This window comes from Candidatus Thiothrix phosphatis (assembly GCF_035668035.1).
Taxonomy (GTDB): domain Bacteria; phylum Pseudomonadota; class Gammaproteobacteria; order Thiotrichales; family Thiotrichaceae; genus Thiothrix; species Thiothrix phosphatis.
In genome coordinates this window covers 81,710-101,244 of sequence record NZ_JAYMYJ010000142.1, presented here as the reverse complement: position 1 = coordinate 101,244, position 19,535 = coordinate 81,710, and the positions used below count along the sequence as shown (strand labels likewise).

At 57.0% G+C, this 19,535-nt stretch carries 19 protein-coding genes and 1 pseudogene; 14 read left to right on the top strand and 6 right to left on the bottom strand.

Translation table 11 applies throughout. From position 1 onward, the window contains the following. Window positions 1-25: 25 nt before the first annotated feature. Genes prpC through VSS37_RS17235 form a run of 3 tightly spaced genes read right to left on the bottom strand, consistent with a single transcriptional unit; the run spans window position 26 to window position 2,769 of the window. Window positions 26-1,180, bottom strand: coding sequence for a bifunctional 2-methylcitrate synthase/citrate synthase (gene prpC / locus VSS37_RS17245; protein ID WP_324697203.1), 1,155 nt, complete (start codon window positions 1,178-1,180; stop codon window positions 26-28). A 22-nt stretch (window positions 1,181-1,202) separates the two neighbouring features. Beyond that, window positions 1,203-2,099: a methylisocitrate lyase gene (prpB, locus tag VSS37_RS17240; protein ID WP_324697201.1), complete on the bottom strand. Its 897-nt coding sequence runs from the start codon at window positions 2,097-2,099 to the stop codon at window positions 1,203-1,205. Beyond that, entirely contained in the window at window positions 2,047-2,769 is a 723-nt protein-coding gene (locus VSS37_RS17235) for a GntR family transcriptional regulator (protein ID WP_324697199.1), read from the bottom strand. The genes prpB and VSS37_RS17235 overlap by 53 nt, the downstream gene beginning before the upstream one ends. Before the next feature lie 218 nt (window positions 2,770-2,987). Between VSS37_RS17235 and galU the strand changes: the two genes are divergently transcribed. Next, window positions 2,988-3,893, top strand: a complete 906-nt coding sequence (gene galU, locus VSS37_RS17230) for a UTP--glucose-1-phosphate uridylyltransferase GalU (protein ID WP_324697198.1) — start codon at window positions 2,988-2,990, stop codon at window positions 3,891-3,893. After that, a complete protein-coding gene (gene recD / locus VSS37_RS17225; RefSeq protein WP_324697197.1) occupies window positions 3,890-5,566 on the top strand; it encodes an exodeoxyribonuclease V subunit alpha in 1,677 nt (558 codons plus the stop codon). Before galU ends, recD begins: the two co-directional genes overlap by 4 nt. Here recD and plsY read toward each other — a convergent pair. Continuing rightward, on the bottom strand, window positions 5,518-6,144 hold the full coding sequence (gene plsY, locus VSS37_RS17220) for a glycerol-3-phosphate 1-O-acyltransferase PlsY (protein ID WP_324697195.1): 627 nt from the start codon (window positions 6,142-6,144) through the stop codon (window positions 5,518-5,520). The two genes, recD and plsY, sit on opposite strands and share 49 nt — an antisense overlap. 30 nt (window positions 6,145-6,174) lie before the next feature. Between plsY and bioH the strand changes: the two genes are divergently transcribed. The 12 genes and pseudogenes from bioH (at window position 6,175) to VSS37_RS17165 (ending at window position 16,589) form a co-directional block, all read left to right on the top strand. Then, window positions 6,175-6,933 (top strand): pimeloyl-ACP methyl ester esterase BioH, encoded by a 759-nt coding sequence (gene bioH / locus VSS37_RS17215; RefSeq protein WP_324697194.1) that lies wholly within the window; start codon window positions 6,175-6,177, stop codon window positions 6,931-6,933. Window positions 6,934-7,348: 415 nt separating this feature from the next. Further along, on the top strand, window positions 7,349-7,657 hold the full coding sequence (locus VSS37_RS17210; RefSeq protein WP_324697193.1) for a toxin-antitoxin system TumE family protein: 309 nt from the start codon (window positions 7,349-7,351) through the stop codon (window positions 7,655-7,657). Beyond that, a complete protein-coding gene (locus VSS37_RS17205; RefSeq protein ID WP_324697192.1) occupies window positions 7,638-7,982 on the top strand; it encodes an HVO_A0114 family putative DNA-binding protein in 345 nt (114 codons plus the stop codon). Before VSS37_RS17210 ends, VSS37_RS17205 begins: the two co-directional genes overlap by 20 nt. A 121-nt stretch (window positions 7,983-8,103) precedes the next feature. Beyond that, a complete protein-coding gene (gene bioC / locus VSS37_RS17200; protein ID WP_324697191.1) occupies window positions 8,104-8,976 on the top strand; it encodes a malonyl-ACP O-methyltransferase BioC in 873 nt (290 codons plus the stop codon). Window positions 8,977-9,085: 109 nt separating this feature from the next. Beyond that, window positions 9,086-9,532, top strand: coding sequence for a hypothetical protein (locus tag VSS37_RS17195; RefSeq protein ID WP_324697190.1), 447 nt, complete (start codon window positions 9,086-9,088; stop codon window positions 9,530-9,532). Further along, window positions 9,519-10,406: a DUF4743 domain-containing protein gene (locus tag VSS37_RS17190; protein ID WP_324697189.1), complete on the top strand. Its 888-nt coding sequence runs from the start codon at window positions 9,519-9,521 to the stop codon at window positions 10,404-10,406. Before VSS37_RS17195 ends, VSS37_RS17190 begins: the two co-directional genes overlap by 14 nt. Continuing rightward, on the top strand, window positions 10,387-12,996 hold the full coding sequence (pepN, locus tag VSS37_RS17185) for an aminopeptidase N (protein WP_324697187.1): 2,610 nt from the start codon (window positions 10,387-10,389) through the stop codon (window positions 12,994-12,996). Before VSS37_RS17190 ends, pepN begins: the two co-directional genes overlap by 20 nt. 37 nt (window positions 12,997-13,033) lie before the next feature. Further along, the gene (locus tag VSS37_RS17180; RefSeq protein WP_324697186.1) at window positions 13,034-13,504 is read left to right on the top strand and encodes a hypothetical protein; all 471 of its coding nucleotides are present in this window, start codon (window positions 13,034-13,036) and stop codon (window positions 13,502-13,504) included. Between the two features lie 318 nt (window positions 13,505-13,822). Then, a pseudogene (locus tag VSS37_RS21880) lies at window positions 13,823-13,990 on the top strand (IS3 family transposase); the annotation flags it as partial. 118 nt (window positions 13,991-14,108) lie between these two features. Next, on the top strand, window positions 14,109-14,636 hold the full coding sequence (locus tag VSS37_RS17175) for a ComEA family DNA-binding protein (protein ID WP_324697185.1): 528 nt from the start codon (window positions 14,109-14,111) through the stop codon (window positions 14,634-14,636). A gap of 64 nt (window positions 14,637-14,700) precedes the next feature. After that, window positions 14,701-15,729, top strand: a complete 1,029-nt coding sequence (galE, locus tag VSS37_RS17170; RefSeq protein WP_324697183.1) for a UDP-glucose 4-epimerase GalE — start codon at window positions 14,701-14,703, stop codon at window positions 15,727-15,729. A gap of 188 nt (window positions 15,730-15,917) precedes the next feature. Beyond that, the gene (locus VSS37_RS17165) at window positions 15,918-16,589 is read left to right on the top strand and encodes a polysaccharide biosynthesis/export family protein (RefSeq protein ID WP_324697182.1); all 672 of its coding nucleotides are present in this window, start codon (window positions 15,918-15,920) and stop codon (window positions 16,587-16,589) included. Between the two features lie 65 nt (window positions 16,590-16,654). Here the strand turns inward: VSS37_RS17165 and VSS37_RS17160 are convergent, their stop codons facing one another. Both VSS37_RS17160 and VSS37_RS17155 read right to left on the bottom strand, forming a co-directional pair. After that, on the bottom strand, window positions 16,655-18,046 hold the full coding sequence (locus VSS37_RS17160; protein WP_324697181.1) for a YcjF family protein: 1,392 nt from the start codon (window positions 18,044-18,046) through the stop codon (window positions 16,655-16,657). Continuing rightward, on the bottom strand, window positions 17,970-19,481 hold the full coding sequence (locus VSS37_RS17155) for a GTPase (RefSeq protein ID WP_324697180.1): 1,512 nt from the start codon (window positions 19,479-19,481) through the stop codon (window positions 17,970-17,972). Before VSS37_RS17155 ends, VSS37_RS17160 begins: the two co-directional genes overlap by 77 nt. Window positions 19,482-19,535 lie beyond the last annotated feature (54 nt).

The window sequence follows — 19,535 nt, the reverse complement described above, 5'->3', positions numbered from 1 at the left end:
TGTTTCACGGGTGGCGCAGGTGACATCAGTTTTGTACCCGGTCTTCCAACGGCACAAAGGTCAGGTTTTCTGGCCCGGTGTAATTGGCGGAAGGCCGGATGATCTTGCCATCCTGACGTTGTTCAATGACATGTGCGCCCCAGCCGGTGACACGGGCGATAATGAATATCGGCGTGAACATGTCGGTTGGAATGCCCATCTGGCCGTAGGAAACAGCCGAGAACCAGTCCAGGTTGGGGAACATTTTCTTCAGTTCCCACATGACGGATTCCAGGCGGTCAGCAATGTCATACATCTGCATATTGCGGTTGCCAACCGAGAGGTGCTTGGCGACACGCTTGATGACAACGTTGCGCGGGTCAGAAAGGGTGTAAACCGGGTGGCCAAAGCCAATGACGATTTCCTTATGGGCGACCCGTTCACGGATATCCGCTTCCGCTTCATCCGCACTGTGGTAACGGGTCTGGATGCGATGGGCTTCTTCGTTGGCACCACCGTGTTTCGAGCCGCGCAAGGCACCGATGGCACCGGTAACGCAGGAGTACATATCGGAATTGGTGCCAGCAATCACCCGGGCGGTGAAGGTGGAGGCGTTGAATTCGTGCTCTGCATACAGGATCAGCGAGGTGTGCATGGCGCGCACCCACTCTTCCTTGGGTTTGGTGCCATGCAGCAGATGCAGGAAATGACCGCCAACGGTTTCGTCGTCAGTTTCCACCTCAATGCGCTTGCCGTTCATGGCGTAGTGATGCCAGTACAGCAGCATGGAACCAAAGCTGGCAATCAGGCGGTCAATAATATTGCGGGCTTCGGCTTCCGGGTGGCTTTCCTTTTCCGGCAGGCAAGCGCCCATGACGGAGCAGCCGGTGCGCATGACATCCATCGGGTGCGTGGAGGGGGGCAGTGCTTCCAGCGCTTGCCTGACCGGCATCGGTAGGCCGCGTAGGGATTTGAGCTTGGTTTTATAGCTTCTTAATTCGGCTTTGTTGGGCAAGTGGCCGTGTACGATCAGGAAAGCGATTTCCTCGAACTCAGCGTGTTCAGCGAATTCCAGGATGTCATAGCCACGATAGTGCAGGTCGTTGCCGGTGCGGCCAACGGTGCAGATGGCGGTGTTGCCAGCAGCAGTGCCGGACAAGGCGACGGATTTCTTGGGCTTGGGTAAAACTTGCTCTGTCATGTTTTCTCTCCTCTGTGATCCCTTATTCAGCACCTTGTTTAGCGAAAAGCGCATCCAGCTTTTGTTCATATGCGTGATAACCGATGGTGTCGTACAGTTCCATCCGGGTCTGCATGGTGTCGAGCACATTTTTCTGCGTGCCTTCCTCCAGCAGGTGACGGTAAACATTTTCAGCAGCCTTGCACATGGCGCGGAAGGCGCTCAGTGGGTACAGCACCAGTTTGACGCCAACGCCTGCCAGCTCAGTGGTGGTGTACAACGGGGTTGCGCCGAATTCGGTGATATTGGCCAGCACCGGCACATTCACCGCTTTGGTGAATTCGGCGTACTGCTCCAGTTTGTTCATCGCTTCCGGGAAAATCATGTCGGCACCGGCCTCCACACACGCCATGGCGCGGTCAATGGCGGATTGCATGCCTTCCACGGCGAGTGCGTCGGTGCGCGCCATAATGACGAAGCTGTCATCAGTACGGGCGTCAACAGCGGCTTTGACGCGGTCAACCATCTCTTCCAGGCTGACGATGGCCTTGTTGGGGCGATGGCCGCAGCGTTTCTGCATAACCTGGTCTTCAATGTGGAAACCGGCAGCACCGGCCTGGGCGACTTCGCGGGTGGCGCGGGCGATGTTGAAAGCACCACCCCAGCCGGTGTCGATGTCAACCAGCAGCGGTGTGGAAGTGACGCCAGTGATGCGCTTCACGTCTTCCACCACATCATGCAGGGTGGTGATGCCCAGATCCGGGATGCCCAGTGAGGAAGCTGCCACGCCACCGCCCGACAGGTACAGCGCCTTGTGGCCAACCTTTTCGGCCAGGATGGCACTGTTGGCGGTTACGGCCCCGACAACTTGCAGGGGGATGTTGTCTTCAACTGCCTGACGCAATTTTTGACCGGGGGTAAGAGAGTGTGTTGCTGTCATATTCCTTGTCCATCATGTCACTAATACTTCGCCATGCCCCGCTGATATGGCGGCGCATGAGCATTTCAGCCAGTTCGCTGTCACGATCGGCGATCGCCTCAACGATTTGGCGGTGTTGTTGCAAGGCAGGGCGGGTGCGTTTCGCCAGTCGGCTGGTGCGGTAACGGCACATGCGCAACAACTGGTACAACTCGCCTGCCAGCAGGTCGATCAGCATCTGGTTGCGGCTGCCCAGTGCGATCTGGTAGTGAAAGTCGAAATCACCTTCGTTCTGGAAATAAATCTGCCCTTCAGCCGCTTCGATCTGCTCGGCGTGCTTGTCCAGCAGGCTTTGCAGGTGGGCGATTTCGGCGTCCGTCATGCGCAGTGCGGCGGTGCGGCAGGCCATGCCTTCCAGCGCCTCGCGCACGGCGTACAAATCCGCCATCATTTCCCGGTCGAGCGTCACGACGCGGGCACCGGCATGGGGAATGCGCCTGACCAGACGCATGCCTTCCAGTTGCCGCAGGGCTTCGCGCAAGGGGCCGCGGCCGATGCCATAGCGTTCCGCCAGATCAGATTCGTTGAGCTTTTGGCCTTGGAGCAGTTCCCCCGTAATGATGGCTTGCGTCAGTTTGGTGGAAGCTACATCCGCCAAGGTGCCTTCTGCTATTGTGTGTGGTGCTAACATAGTAGGGTCTCATGTGGATTGTTGACAATCTCTGGCTTAAGTATACAGTTTTTGCAGGAAAAATGAAGCTTTTCTTTTGTTTTGTAGACAAAATAGGGATTGGCCAAGCGTTTTGCCCACGATAACCGTTCGGGGGAGAAGTTTTGGCATTATAGGGGAAGAACAATGTTAAAATGATGCTCCGCCAATCGTTTCGGAAAAGCCAGAGAGTTTTACTCATGAATAAACATAAAGTCCGTAAAGCCGTCATTCCGGTTGCAGGCCTGGGAACGCGCATGCTCCCCGCGACCAAAGCCATCCCTAAAGAAATGTTGCCGATCGTGGACAAACCGCTGATCCAATATGTGGTCAACGAATGCGTCGCCGCAGGCATCAAGGAAATCGTGCTGGTGACGCATTCCAGTAAAAATTCCATCGAAAACCATTTCGACACCAGTTTCGAGCTGGAAACCATGCTGGAAAAGCGCGTCAAACGGCAGTTGCTGGATGAAGTGCGCTCCATCTGCCCGGTCGATGTCACCATCATGCATGTGCGGCAGGGTCAGGCCAAGGGCTTGGGGCACGCCATCATGTGCGCCCACCCGATTGTCGGCAATGAGCCGGTGGCGGTGGTGCTGCCTGACGTGATCATTGACGACGCCGCCAGCGACCTGGCCAAGGACAATCTGGCCATGATGCTGGAGCTTTACGATGAAACTGGCTTCAGCCAGATCATGGTCGAGCCGGTGCCGATGGAAAAGGTGTCTTCCTATGGGGTGGTCGACATTAACGGCTACGCGCTGGAACCGGGCGAGTCGGTGGCGATGAGCGCCATTGTGGAAAAACCCCGGGTGAATGAAGCGCCATCCAATTTGGCGGTGGTGGGGCGCTACGTGCTGTCGCCGCATATCTGGGGCTGGCTGAAGCGCACCCCGTTGGGCGCTGGTGATGAAATCCAGTTGACCGACACCATCGGTTTGCTGATGCGCGAATACCAGGTCAACGCCTTCCACCTGACTGGCAAGAGCCATGATTGCGGCTCCAAGATGGGTTATATGCGCGCCAATATCGAATATGCCTCACGCCACCCTGAAATCGGCGCACGTTTCAACGCCTTCCTCAAAGAGCATGTGAAAACGCTTTGAGCCAATCGCCGTCGCATCCGCTTGACGAACATCTGGCCGGGTTGCTGTCCCGGCTGGATGGGGGGCATGTGGAAACGCGCAGCTTGCAGGCGCTGATCCAGTACGTTAGCGCATGTACCCGTGACGGTGTGATCGCCGCGCCGTTGGCAGATGCGCCGGTCGCGGATATAGACGCTTTGCGCGGCTCGCCGGTGGTGGGCGGCGAGGGGGAATACAAGCCGCTGGTTGTGGGCGGCTCGCACGCCTGGTTATACCGCTACTGGTTGTACGAAGAGCGCCTGGCAGGCTGCATTCGGGCAAGGATGGACAGCGTGCCTGCCAATGCGGACGACGCGCCTGCCGATTTGCAGCAACGCGCCGTCGAACTGGCCCGGCGCAACCGCTTCCTGATCATTGCAGGCGGGCCAGGAACTGGCAAAACCACCACCGTCACCAGGATTCTCGCCCACCTGCTGGAAGGTGGGGCCGACCCCGCCCGCATCCTGCTGGCGGCACCTACCGGCAAGGCGGTGATGCGCATGCAGGAATCCATCCGTGAAACCCGCCAGCGGCTGGCCCTGCCGGACGCAATCGCCAACTGCATCCCCGACCAGGCTAGCACCCTGCACCGGATGCTGGGCTACATCCCCAACCGGAACGGGTTCCGCCATCATGCGGCCAACCCGCTGCCTGCGGATGTGGTGATTGTGGATGAAGCCTCCATGATCGACATTTCCCTGATGACGCATTTGTTTGAGGCGACGCCGCCGGAAGCCAAACTGATCCTGCTGGGCGACAAAGACCAACTGGCGTCGGTGGAAACCGGCTCGATTTTCCGCGACCTGTGCAACGGCGAGGCGTTGTCCGGGCAAATGCTGGCGTTGCAGACCAGTTACCGTTTTGCCGTTGGGGATGGCGTCGGCCAACTGGCACAGGCCATCCGTGAGGCGGATGAAGGGCGCTTGCTGGAAGTGCTGGATTCACCCGCTTACGGCGATGTGACCCTGGACGATGCAGAGGCTGGCCTGGATGCTGGCTGGCTGCAACACAGTTGGCGGGATTATGTGGCGGCGGTCAGGGCGGGGGATAAGGAAGCGGTGTTCCGCGCCTTCAACGCCCTGCGCATCCTGACGCCGTTGCGCAAGGGGCGGTTGGGGGTGGAGACGCTGAATGCCTGGGTGGATGGCGTGATGCAGCGTCGCCTGCCCGCCCATGACGCGGCGCAAAAGCCCTGGTATGTCGGCAGGCCGGTCATGGTCACCCAGAACGATTACCGGCAAAACCTGTTCAATGGCGACATCGGCATCGCCTTGCCGGATGCCAATGCAGGGTTGCGGGTATGGTTTCCGGCGGGGGAGGCGGGGCAGTACCGGGCGGTTGCACCGGTGCGCTTGCCTGCGCACGAAACGGCCTGGGCGATGACCATCCATAAAAGCCAGGGGTCGGAATTTTCCCAAGTGTTGCTGATTTTGCCGGAGGTCGAGGATTCGCCGCTGCTGGGGCGCGAACTGCTGTATACGGCGGTGACGCGGGCGAAGCAGGGCCTTCACATCCTCGCCAGCCGCACCACCCTGCGCCGGGCGCTACGGCAGGCGACGCCGCCTGCTTCCCAATTGCAGGAGCGCCTGTTGCGGGAGGCTATCCCTTACTCTTCCCCGGCGGCGCTGTCAGCTTCGGCACCTTCCCGCGACTGAATCTTGTCTTCCTTGCCCGTCAGCAGGTTGCGGATATTGGATTGATGCCGCCAGAAAATCAGCACAGCCATGAACGCCACGCCTGCGGTCAGCCAGCCGTGGCCAGTGAGCAGCCAGAAGTACAGCGGGGAGAGCGCGGTGGCGATCAGCGCCGCCAGTGAGGAAATCTTGAAACCTTTCGCCATCAGCAGCCAGGTTGCGACGAACGCCAGCCCGCCCCACACATTCACGCCCAGGAAGACGCCGATGGCGGTCGCCACCCCTTTGCCGCCCTTGAACCCGTAGTAGGCCGGGTACAGATGCCCCAGGAACGCCGCGATGCCGATCAGGATCAGCCAGCCATAATCGGTGATCCCAAACGCAAAACGCGCCACCAGCACCGGAACCAGCCCTTTGAGCAAGTCCCCCAGCAGGGTGATGGCCGCCGCTTTCTTGCCGCCATGCCGCAACACATTGGTCGCGCCCGGATTGTTGGAGCCAACCGTGCGCGGGTCGGGCAGCCGCATCAACCGGCAAGTGATGATGGCAGTTGAAATTGAACCGAGCAGGTAGGCGAGTACAATCAGCAGGTAAGCCATGACGTATCCATTTATTATTCAGGTTAAAACGTGAAAGCATTGTATACCAACACCACCGGGCAGGGCAGGCCTGTCGTCCTCCTGCATGGCTGGGGTATGAACAGCCGCATCTGGCAGCCGGTGCTGCCGGTGCTGGCGCAGTCCGCCCGGGTGACTTGCATCGACCTGCCCGGTCACGGCCATAGCCGCAAACTGCCGCTTGGCATTCTGGAAACCGCCATCGACCAACTGGCCGACCATATCCCGCCGGGCGCGTTCATCATGGGCTGGTCGCTGGGCGGCCTGATCGCGCAAGGGCTGGCGCACGCCGTGCCGGAGCGGGTTGCAGGGCTGGTGCTGATCGCCAGTACGCCGAAATTTGTGGCGTCCGGCGGCTGGCCGCACGGGGTGACGGCTGATTTGCTCGGCAATTTCGGCAGAAGCCTGCAAACCGATTATCTGGGAACGGTCAGGCGCTTTTTCGCCCTGCAATTTCTCAGCACCAAAATTGATTCCCGCGTGGTCAACGCCCTGCGCGAAACCATTATGGCGCATCCCGCCACCCTGGCAGCGCTGGAGGATGGCCTCAATATCCTGGGTACGGCTGATTTCTCGCAGATGCCGGTCAGGCAACCCAGCCTGTGGATGCTGGGGCGTCTCGACAAGCTGATTCCGGCTTCGCTGGCTGACGCGCTGCCGGAAATGGGGTATAAGCACATCGCGCTGCTGAACAGCGCGGCGCACGTCCCCTTCGTCACCCACCCGGAGCTTTTCATGGAACATGTCAGGGCTTTTTTGGATGAGCATTGACGACACTACGGCTGAATTTTTTTACGCACCTCCCCCCAAAGCGTGATGCCAATCACGTCAAAAAATTATCAGATCGCTTATCTTTACTGTATTCGGGCTGGCAAAATTCAATAAGTAATGGCTCATTATGTGTTTCGGGGTCTTGGCAAAAAGTCCGCCGAAGACAATGATCGTTAAACCTTTATTATCAATGGGATATACTTGTCTCGCCAGCACCTGAAGCGACCAAGACCCCGAAACACATATAGAGCCATTCTTGGACACTTGCAAAAGTTTGGCTGACAAGCTTGGAAAGGATCCGGATGAATATTGCAAGCAATAATTCAATAGCCATGCTTTCAGATGCTAATGGCAATAGCTGACCATGATGTTGCTTTCCTTTACAACACACTAGCGTGTTGCTATCCTGAGCAACATGAAATCCAAAGCCAAATCACTTCTCAATGAACGCCGTGTTTTGTCGGAAACCAGCTTTCTCGATTTGGTGATTTGGCAGGTTCCACAGCCTATTGTTGGCAGCGACCACCCTTTCAAGTATCGACTGGCACTTGTGGTGGATGGTGAGTGTGTTCTCCGCTATGACAATGAAGTTGGCAAAGGCAACCATAAACATTTGGGTCAAAAGGAAGTGCCATACCCGTTTACAGGGCTGCGGCAGTTGGTTGATGATTTTCTTACCGATGTCGGACACTGGAGGCAGACACATGAACACCATTACGATTGAAGTTGCAGCGTTGGAAAAAACCCGTGAGCGCATGCTGGCTGCTTTTGATGGTCAGGAGCAGGGGAGTTTTATCACCTTTTCTAGTGCAGAAGACTTATGGAAAACCTTCACCCTCAAACGCTGGGACATCATCCGCACGATGACAGGGGCAGGGGCAATGGCCATTCGTGAATTGGCGCGGCGGCTAAACCGTGATGTACGGGCTGTCCATGCGGATGTGCAGGCATTACTGGCCTGTGGCGTCCTCAACAAGACGGCAGCAGGGGCAATTGAGTTTCCCTATGATGCTGTGCATGTTGATTTTGTTGTGACGAAAGCAGCCTGAGTTGCTGATTGAGGGCAAGCGCAGGCTTGACAGGGCATCCCTCTCTTCCTCTAACCACTGTATACTTCCCCGCTTGTCACCTTGTTGGAGATTCTCATGAACCATCGCGGGGCATTGCTGGATGCTGTCTGACACTACCAGCCCCTATCAGTTGGACAAACGCAAAACCCGCAGTGGTTTCGAGCGCGCGGCTTCCACCTATGACGCCAACGCGGTGTTGCAGCGCGAAATCGGCGGACGCCTGACCGAGCGGTTGGACTTGGTGCGCATGCAGCCGGAAACCGTGCTGGACTTGGGCTGCGGCACCGGTTTCGTGACGGAGCATTTGCTCCGGCGTTACAAACAGGCGCGGGTTGTCGGCGTCGACCTTTCCCTGGGCATGGCGCAGAAAATCCGCAAACGTGGCGGCTGGTTCCGCAAGCCGCAGGCGGTGTGCGCTGACGCCGCGCATTTGCCATTCCGGCCACAGAGCGCCGATATGCTGGTGTCCAACCTGATGCTGCAATGGTGCAATGACCTGCCCGCCGTGTTCCGTGAATGCGTGCAGGTGTTGAAGCCGGACGGGCTGTTGATGTTTTCCACTTTCGGCCCCGACACGCTAAAGGAATTGCGCGCAAGCTGGGGGCAGGTGGACGGCTTTACCCACACCAGCCGTTTTGTTGATATGCATGATGTCGGCGACGCGCTGTTGCAGGCCGGTTTCCGCGACCCGGTGATGGATATGGAAATGGTCACCCTGACCTACGCCGATGTGCGCGGGCTGTTGCGCGACCTCAAGGGCATCGGCGCCAACAACGCCACCTCCGGGCGTAACCACGGCCTGACCGGCAAGGCGCGTTTGCAGGCGTTTTTGCAGGCTTACGAAAGCTTTCGTCTGGCAGATGGCCATTACCCGGCGACCTATGAAGTGGTGTATGGCCATGCCTGGGCACCGAAGCTGGCACCGTCAAAACTGCCGGACAGATTCATTCCCATCATGAGGGCCAAGCCATAGGGGGGGATTGGATACGCCCATTCTGTAGCGCAACTCATCGCAAGCTGGCGTAAAGCCCGCTTTCCCATGCTAAAATGGCGGCAGTTTTTCGGCTTTCTGGTTTATAACAATGACAAAAACCTACACCATCCAGACCGTGGCGCACACCGCTGTTTCTCCGGGGAAAGGCTCCATCACTTGGCAATTGCAGGACAAGGCCGATGGCCGCCTGCGCAAAGTCAGCGGGGTCACTGACCTGGACAGGAACGGGGCGATTGAATCGGCACATTCCATCTACGTGCGTGAAGCGCCGCTGGTGGAGGAATTGCTGCGGCATTATGAAGGTGACACCTTCACGATCGATTTTGCCGGGTTCAACCAGGCGCAGGGTTATATCCACCGGGAAATCTACGCCAACATGCGGAAACGCGAACGCCTGAACCTGCTTTCCCGCAAGACTTGGCGGGTGCTTGCAGTCCTCAGCTTGCTGACTGTACTCTGGTTGAGCTGGTCCATGTACTCCAGTTTCAACAAATTTTCCCGCGAACAACCGCTGATACACCATGAGTTACCTTGAACGCATCCAGGCTTGCAATAATTTTGACCAAACCCATTACCGGACTTTGCTGATTGGCGGCAAGGCATACGGCCAAGTGCATCCGGCTTTCGCCGAACGGCTCGCCAACTGGCCGGAGGTGTTCACGGTAACGGCGGCGCATGTGGCCTTGAACGCCCGGTTGGATGATTACCTCTCACGCACGGAGGCGGTTGCCCCGGTGTTCCGCGCCCTCCATGAAACTGGCGTTATTGATACTTGGGTGGAGGAAGCCTACCCGGTCACGCTCAGTTTTGGCGGCCATGCGGAACTGGAAATTGAGCGCGCCGCCACCCAGTTCCTGGGTGTGAAAACCTTCGGCGTGCACCTGAACGGCCTGGTGAAAAAGGCGGATGGCGTCCACGTCTGGGTCGGGACCCGTTCCCTGGACAAGCCCTTCTGGCCCGGCAAGCTCGACCAGATGGTGGCGGGCGGCCAGCCGGTGGGCCTGGGTTTGCTGGAAAACGTCATCAAGGAGGCGCAGGAAGAGGCGAATATTCCGGCGCAACTGGCGCGGCAGGCGCTGGCGGTGGGAACCCTCGGTTACCGGCAGGAAGGTTGGCGCGGGTTGGACAATTCCACCATCCATGTTTACGACCTGTGGCTGCCGGAAGATTTTACGCCGGAAAACACCGATGGTGAGGTGATCGGCTTTGAGCTGCTGCCGCTGGCCGAGATCGCCTACCTGACTGAAGCGACTGAGGATTTCAAGGACAATTGCAATCTGGTCAATATTGACCTGCTGCTGCGGATGGGGCTGATTACGCCGCAACATCCTGAATATGCTGCTATCCTCAATGGCCTGTACCATGTTGGTCATACAAAAGAGATAAACAATGAGACAAGGACAACCTAAAACCATTCACCTGCGGGATTATGCTGCACCAGCTTATAACGTTGACGCGCTCTCCCTGGTGTTTGAACTGGGCGAAGATGCCACCCGCGTCACCAGCGTTGCCAATTATCGGCGTAACCCAGGAACACCGGCGGATGCGCCGCTGGAGTTGTACGGGGAGGAACTGGAGCTGCTGCAACTGCGCCTCAACGGGCTGCCGCTCAACGGGGGCGATTACACCCTGACGGATGAAGGCCTCAGCATCCCCAATGTGTCCGCGTTGTGCACGCTGGAGGTGGTCACCCGCATTTATCCGCAGAAAAACACCTCGTTGGAGGGGCTGTACCAGTCCAGCGGCAATTTCTGCACCCAGTGCGAGGCGCAGGGTTTCCGCAAGATCACCTATTACCCCGACCGGCCAGACGTCATGACGGTGTTCACCACCCAGATTCTGGCCGACAAGCAGAAATACCCGGTGCTGCTGTCCAACGGCAACCTGACCGGGAGCGGGGATCTGCCGGGCGGGCGTCATTGGGCGCGCTGGGAAGACCCGTTCCGTAAGCCTGCCTACCTATTTGCGTTGGTGGCGGGCGACCTGCAACATGTGGAAGACCATTTCATCACCGCTTCTGGCCGTGACGTGACCCTGCGGATCTATACCGAAGCGCACAATATCGACAAATGTGACCACGCCATGCAATCGCTGCAACGGGCGATGCGTTGGGATGAGGAACGCTTCGGGCTGGAGTATGACCTCGACATCTACATGGTGGTCGCCGTGGATGACTTCAATATGGGGGCAATGGAAAACAAGGGGCTGAACGTCTTCAATTCCAAGCTGGTGTTCGCCAGCCCGGCGACGGCCACCGACATGGATTACGTCAGCATTGAATCCGTCATTGGCCATGAATATTTCCACAACTGGACGGGCAACCGCGTGACTTGCCGCGACTGGTTCCAGTTGTCGCTCAAGGAAGGGCTGACGGTGTTCCGCGACCAGGAGTTCACTTCCGACTTGCATTCGCGCCCGGTCAAGCGCATCGGGGATGTGCGGGCGCTGCGCACCTTCCAGTTCGCCGAGGACGCCAGCCCGATGGCGCACCCAATCCGCCCGGCTTCCTATATGGAAATCAACAATTTCTACACCGTTACCGTGTATGAGAAAGGTTCGGAAGTGGTGCGCATGTACCAGACCTTGCTGGGGCGCGATGGTTTCCGCAAGGGCATGGATTTGTATTTCCAGCGTCATGACGGGCAGGCGGTGGCGACGGAGGACTTCCTGGCGGCGATGGCGGATGCGAATGCCACCGACCTCAGCCAGTTCCAGCGCTGGTACGACCAGGCGGGCACACCGCAGGTAAGCGTGCGGATGGAATATGACGCCGCCGCGCAGGCTTGCATCCTGCATTTCACCCAGAGTTGCCCGCCGACGCCGGAGGCCGCCGAGAAGCTGCCGTTCCTGATTCCGGTCGCGGTCGGCTTGCTGGATGGCCAGGGGCGGGACATCATCGGCACGCAGGTGCTGCGCTTGGGTACGGCGGAGCAGTCCTTCCGGTTTGAAAAGGTGCCGGAACAACCAGTGCTTTCCCTGCTGCGTGGCTTTTCTGCGCCGGTAAAGCTGGAATACCCTTACAGCGAGGCTGAACTGGCGTTCCTGATGAAACATGACAGCGACGCTTTCAACCGCTGGGACGCCGGGCAGCGGCTGGCGATGGGAACCAGCCTTGAGCTGCTGCAAGCGCATCAGCGGCAGGAAGCGTTCGGGCTGGGGCATGAATTCATCAGTGCGTTCCAGGCAGTGCTGAATGATGGTTCGCTGGATCACGCCTTGCGCGCCGAAGCGCTGCAACTGCCTTCCGAGGCGGATATTGCAGAAGTGGCACAGCCAGCCGATCCGGCGGCGATCTATGAGGTGCGCGAATTCATCCACGCCACGCTGGCGAAGGCGCTGCGGCTGGATTTCGAGCACTGGTATGCTGAATTGCATGAACAGGGCGACTATTCCCCGGATGCCGCCAGCATTGGCCGCCGTAGCCTGAAAAATGTCTGTCTGGCCTATCTGGGGCGCATTCCGGATGAAAGCATCCATGAGCTGTGCTTCCAGCAATACCAGCAGGCAGGCAATATGACTGATGCGATGGCGGCGCTGTCCGTACTCAGCCGCATCGATTGCCCGCAGCGGGAGGAAGCTTTGCAGCATTTTCATGACCGCTGGCAGCAGGATCCGCTGGTGATGGACAAATGGTTTGCGTTGCAGGCGTCCGCGCCGTTGCCGGGAACCTTGCAGCAGGTGCGGCAGTTGATGCGGCATGAGCTGTTCGACCTGCGCAACCCCAACAAGGTGCGCGCCCTGATCGGCAGTTTCGCCATGCGCAATCCGCTGCATTTCCATGCCCAAGATGGCGATGGTTACGTGTTCTTGGCCGACAATGTGCTGGAACTGGATGCGATGAACCCGCAGATCGCCTCGCGCATGGTGCGTCCGCTGATGAACTGGCGGCATTACGAGCCAGCCCGCCGCGCCCTGATGAAAGCGCAACTGGAGCGGATTCGGGCGCATAGCGGTTTGTCGGCTGATGTGTACGAAATCGTCAGCAAGAGTTTGGTATAATGCCTCGGCCACATTTAATGAAGGGAGTGCAAGCGTAATGAAAAACAGACTGTTGAAATCACTGGGGCTGGCGGCGTTGCTGGCGGCTGGTGCCAATTCCGCCGGGGCTGATGAAGTCTGGAACAGTAATGTCGGCCGCATCATCTATGCGGATGAAATCGGCCCGACCACCGTATTCGCTTATGGCCCGCAGGAAGATCCCGGCGTGGTTTATCTCCTGGGGCTGGCCAAGGTTTACCAGAACCGCGATGTTTATGACGGCTACTGGGCCAAAAACAAGTCCAAGGTTGAATGCAAGAGCGAGCGCCCTGGCATCTATGGCAAGATGACCAAATACTGGGGGCGTTTCCAGATCAAGTTCCTGGACAATAACTTCCCATCACGTTGGGAGGCTATCTGGAGCTACTGTGACGGTCCTGCCGAGAAGGTGAAGATTGAAGCGACCCCTGCTGTGGGTGAGGCCGCTGTCCCTAAGAATGATCTGACCCGGCAATCCCGGACACCTTAAGATGCGAGAGATTTAGCCTCAAATTCCACCGGACTGAGATAGCCGAGGAGGAAGCCAGTGGCGAACGCCTGACACCGGAGAATGTACGGAACCACACCGTTTACGTTGTGAAAACAAACAATTACAGATGGAGCGTGAAATCCTAAAAAAGGCTCGCGCCTTCTTTGCGAAAGAAATGCAGTGAAATACGGTTTCATCCAGGGGCAAAGTACCGCTTACCCTGTCACGGTGTTATGTCAGGTGATGGGGGGTGGCCGCGCTCCATGGGCCGCAAGGGGAACTGCTGGGACAATGATCCACTAACAATGCCTCTTTGGCAGCCTCAAACGCGAATGGCTGGATGGCAATCGCTATGCAATCAGGGAGGATGCCCATCGGGATGTCCGTGAGTACATCACTTATTACAACTCACGACGGTTGCATACGACCATCGGCGATAAAACACCGATTGAATTTGAGGCACAACAACTGACTAAATGCGCTTAACAATGTGTCCGGTTTTACTTGACCAGAGCACTCGCTTTCAGGACTGTCATTCGCGGGTAGGGTCAAAACAAAACGCAGATTAGCTGGAATCGACTTCTTTGCCGATTATCTGGAAAAGATGCGTATAAAAGAGCTTACGGAGACAATTAGTGCGTCAATCGTGACCCCAAGTACAATTTCAAAAAAAGGACAACTCATGAAAAAAGCAGTGTTTGCCGCTACCGTAATCGCTTCCCTGTTCATCGCCCCCGCAGTTATGGCCGAGTCGCTTGTCAATATCAATAAAGCTGATGCAGCCGCTTTGGATGCGCTGGATGGCATCGGTTCCAAGAAAGCTGAAGCCATTGTTGCCTACCGCACTGAACATGGCGAGTTCAAGACCCTGGAAGAACTGAAGGAAGTGCCAGGCATTGGCGATGGGATTTACAAGAAGATTGAAAAGGATATTTCCCTGACTGACGATGTGACAGCCTCCTCCACGCTTGAAAAAACGGATCAGGAAAAAACCGCCAAGGATGACGCAAAACCTGACGACAAGGCCAAAGGCGCGGCGGGCGAAACGGGTGAGCAAGGTAAAAAAGCTGAAGCAGCGCCGAAATCCGAGAAAACTCCGGACAAGCAGACAGCAAAAGCTGACAAATCCTGAGCAGCTTTTGTTACCCTATGGCGGGCGCAGCTTGGTTTGCGCCTGTCAATTTTAGAGGGCTGACATGAAAAACCATACCATTTTGGTGACAGGAGGGGCAGGTTATATTGGTTCCCATACCTGCGTTGAACTGCTGGAGGCAGGGTTCCAAGTCGTAGTGTTGGATAATCTGTGCAACAGCTCGCCGGAGTCTCTGCGCCGTGTTGCTGAGATCATAGGCCGGGAACATATCCCCTTCCATCAGGGCGACATTCGTGATGCTGGACTATTGGATAAGATATTTCAGGAAAACAAAGTTTACAGTGTCATTCATTTCGCGGGCCTGAAGGCGGTGGGCGAATCCGTGGAAAAGCCGCTGGCATACTACGACAATAATGTTGCGGGTACAGTCGCCTTGTTGCAGGCGATGCAGCGGGGCGGCGTCAAGAATATCGTTTTCAGTTCCTCTGCCACCGTTTATGGCGATCCGCATACAACGCCAATCCAAGAACATTTCCCCTTGTCCGCGACCAACCCTTATGGCCGCTCCAAGCTGATGATTGAGGAAATGCTGGGCGACCTCTATAAAGCTGATCCTGAATGGAAAATCGCTTTGTTGCGCTATTTCAATCCGGTGGGTGCGCATATTAGTGGCAGGATTGGCGAAGACCCCCGTGGTGTCCCTAACAATTTGATGCCTTATATTGCCCGGGTGGCGGTTGGGCAGTATGAGTCCCTATCCGTGTTCGGCGGTGATTATCCTACCCATGATGGCACCGGTGTGCGGGATTATATCCATGTGGTCGATCTGGCCAGGGGGCATGTAAAAGCATTGCAGGCTTTTCTGCGCGGCGATACGCCGAACCTACTGACAGTCAACCTGGGGACAGGGCAGGGCTACTCCGTGCTGGATATGGTGAAGGCATTCGCCGAAGCCAGCGGACGTGACATTCCTTACCGTATTGTCGCCCGGCGACCAGGAGATATTGCCTGTTGCTATGCAGATCCCGCATTAGCGGGCAAGACGCTTCAATGGAAGGCAGAGAAAACGCTGGCGGACATGTGCCGGGATAGCTGGAACTGGCAGCAGCAAAATCCTGTTGGCTACAGCTGAAATTTTCAGTGACAGATTTTTAATGGATGCAATAATATTAGCCTATAATCCTGTTGTCTGCGGATTGATGACGCTTGCACCGGAGTGGTTCGCAGGTTGTTCTGGAAAAACGTAGTATCTGGATAAACATAACCCCCTTTTTATCCCAACTTAATTGTTAATAATATTATTATCAGGGAGACCCCCCAATGAAAATGATGTGGAAATATTTGTTTACCCTCCTGATGGTTGCGGCATTGGCCGCTTGTTCTGGTGGCGCGCCTACCTATTCCACGTTGCCAGCTGCCACGGTTGCAGCTTCTGGTGGCAGCCTGCCTACTGGCACTTCTGGCAGTGACCGCATTGCGCCACAGGATTTGCTGGAAATTGACGTGTTCAAGGTGCCAGATCTTTCCAAGGAGGTGCGGGTGGATGACAACGGCAATATCACTTTGGCCTTGATCGGGACTGTTCATGCAGAAGGCTTGTCGGCCAGCCAGTTGGAGCGCCAAATTGCCTCCCGTCTGGAAAAGGATTACATGCATAACCCGCAGGTGAATGTTCTGGTGAAGGCGTCCACTGCCAATACAGTGACTGTTTCCGGAGCGGTCAAAAAACCAGGCGTATACCCATTGGCGGGTGATACGACTGTGACCCAGGCGATTGCGTTGGCTGAAGGCTTGGATCATCTGGCGGTCAAGGACAATATCACGCTGTTCCGTAACAACAAACCCTACACAGTCCGCCTTGAAGACATCAATCAGGGGAAAATGCAGGATCCTATCGTGATGGCGGGTGACAAGATTCAAGTCCATACCTCCGGCCTCAAAGAAGGTATGGATAATGTACGTGGCTTTGTGGCGCCATTTACATTTTTCTAAACAGACACAGGTCTGACACGGGCAGGTGAGGGCAGCCTTTTGGCTGCCCTGTTTTATTTGGGCTGTCAGCCATTGATGGTCTTGCGCAAATAGACCAGGATTTCTTCACGGGCTTCCGTCAGCACCGAATCACGATCCAGCGAATCCAGAATCCGCTCAACCGTCAGTTTCGGGCCGCTATCCCCCCAGGATTTGCCATTGGCCAGCCATTCTTCAGCCACGCGCCCAACCACCAGTGTGCTGTACCAAGCGACAGCGCCCTGAGTGGCACCCGTGAGCAAGGTGGAAATCCCGCCAGTACCCAGCTTGAGGGCGGAAGACACCAGATGCACTGCCCACACTGACCCCATCAGCAACAGCATTTGCGCCAGGATAGTGCGTATCAGGTCGCTGGCCTCGTTGCGGGAAATCGGCAGGCCATATAGCCTGGAAAGGTGGATGATCATGCCTGCGTCAATCACCGCAGCGGCCAACAGATCGGCGACTGGGATTGGATTCAAGGCGACGGCGATGCCTTTGCCCAAGCAATACAGGCGGATGGTCTTTTCCCCGAGTTCGCGTTTGATGGCAAGGATGCGTTTGCCGACTTCCTTGCTCAAATGACCAGCGAACAGGGAGGCGTTGAGCGCCGCCAGTGTTTTGCCTTCCGCTTCGACGAGATCCCACAGGCGGGTTTTGAGGGCGCTGATATTGATGGGGCGTTCACGCACGCCTTCATGTTCCTCGCCGTTTTCGTCCACGTAAATGACAGTCTGGCGGCTGGCTTGGGCGGTGGTGAAAATGATGTTCTCCGGGGCGACCAGCCCTTGGGTGCGGCTACGCAGGATGCCGCGCAACTGGCGCTGTTCGTCTTCGGTGTAGCGGTCAGCCTTGTTGACCACCAGCAGGGTGGGGCGGAGCATCGCTGTGACAGTTTTCAGCGCCTGGAACTCCACGTCGGTCAGGTCGCTTTCCACCACGAACAGCACTAGGTCAGATCGGCTGGCGACTTCATGCGCCATCTTTTCGCGTGACTCACCGTCAATTTCATTGATGCCGGGGGTGTCGATCAGGAAAATGCCGCTGTCGCTGTATTCCTGCCACTGCTGCATGTTGACGCTACGGGTTTCACCGTGCAGCACGCTGACGCTGAACACCGGTTTGCCCAGCAAAGCGTTGAGCAGGGAGGATTTGCCAACACTGACGCGCCCGAACACTGCGATGTGCAGATGGCCATGCTCCAGCTTGTCCAGCATCCCGCGCACTTGGGTGTAATCGTCGCGCAAGCTGTCACGGACATCATCTGGAATGCGGGAATCATCCAGCAGTTGGCGTAGGCTCTCGGTCGCCAGTTGCAAATGCGCGTCGCCATTGGAGGAGGGTACGGGGGGAACCTCTTCTTCAGCTGTCCTGCCGAGTTTTATATTGTTCAATAACCAGTCGGGCAAATGTTTTTGTACGTTCTTCCAAATTTCCACTCAGCATCTCCTGAAAAGTGGCGGCTGCGGGCGCTGCCTTGAGCGCGCCGCGTTGTTCCAGCGTATGCGCGACGGAATGCCCGAGCGCGTCGAAAATCAGCCCGTAGGCCACTGCATGCACCAGCCCGCCAGCGACGGTGCCGATACCAGGAAAGGCTTTCAGGGCGTTGCCAGCCACCGCCAGCAGCAGCGGGACGCTCTTTTTCAACTGCCCCTGGCTGAAGCTCAGGAACTGGTCAATATCGAGCTGGCTGACCGGGCTGTCATATAGCTTGCAGAGTTCTTGTACCATGCGCGTGCCGATCACACCCTGAATCACCAAATCTGTGCCGGGGCTGACGGAAGCGAGTGCGCCCAGTATGGCCTTGTGGGTGGAGCTGCGCACAATTTTTTCAGCTTGTTGGCGGCGATAATCGGCACGGGTCGAATCCAGCTTTTCTTGCACCAGATTCAGCACACTGTCATCACGGCCTTGTTCCAGTGCCGCCAGATGTTGGTTGATTGCCAGTTCCAGGTACTCGGTCAGCTCGGAAACGTTGGCTTTGCGGGGGCGCTGGAGGGTTTCTTCGCGGCCATCGGGATAAATGCGCGTCACTTCTTCCATACCGCCTGATTGGATAAAGGCCACTTCCGGGAGCTGGGTTCTGGCTGTCGGCATAGTGTTGAAGCGTTCCTGGATACGCTGGGCAATCTGGCGCTGTTCCAGTGCAGTGTACTGGTCGCTCTTGTTGATGGCGATCAGGATGGGCTTGCCGAACGCCATCAGTTCCTGGATGTCCTGAAACTGGGTGCGGGTGAGGTCGGAATCCACCACGTACACCACGATATGGGCGCGGATGGCTTCATCACGGGCAAACGCGTTGAGTGTCCCTTCCACTTCATTGCGGCCAGGAAGATCAGTCATGTGCAGTTTGTCGCCGGTTGGCGTGCTCCAGACATATTCCCGGATGTCGCGGGTGGAGCCACCGCGCAGGTTGGTTTCCACCCCGGCTCCTGGCAACAACGCCTTGACGATCGACGATTTGCCGGTGCTGACATCGCCGAACAAGGCGATATTGACCTGACCAGCCGCCTTGCGGGCATGCAGGCGGTCAAGCTCGGCTTGCAGGCTGGAAGTGTCCAGTCCCGCCTCCTTGATTTGGCTGATTTCCTGGGTCAGGGAAACTTCGGTGACGGATTTGGGTTTGCCGGGATCTGCGATGGGTTTGGCGCGCGGCCCGCCAAAAATCAGCTTGAACATAAGCCAGCCGCTGAATAATAGGACGACCCCGATCAGCCCGCTGTAGGTGTAAAACAGCCACTCCGGAAGTTGTTGCAGGCGATCCCACAAGTCGAGAAAACTTTTGGTGGCGAAAAACAGGAATACCAGCACCAGCAGGGTCAGCAACAGGATGCCACCCGCCAGCAGCCAGCGTAAACGTTGGGTAATCTTCATTGTTTTTTAGGCGTTCCTCTTTTTCGTGGCATTATCCATTGAATGTGCTGGCAT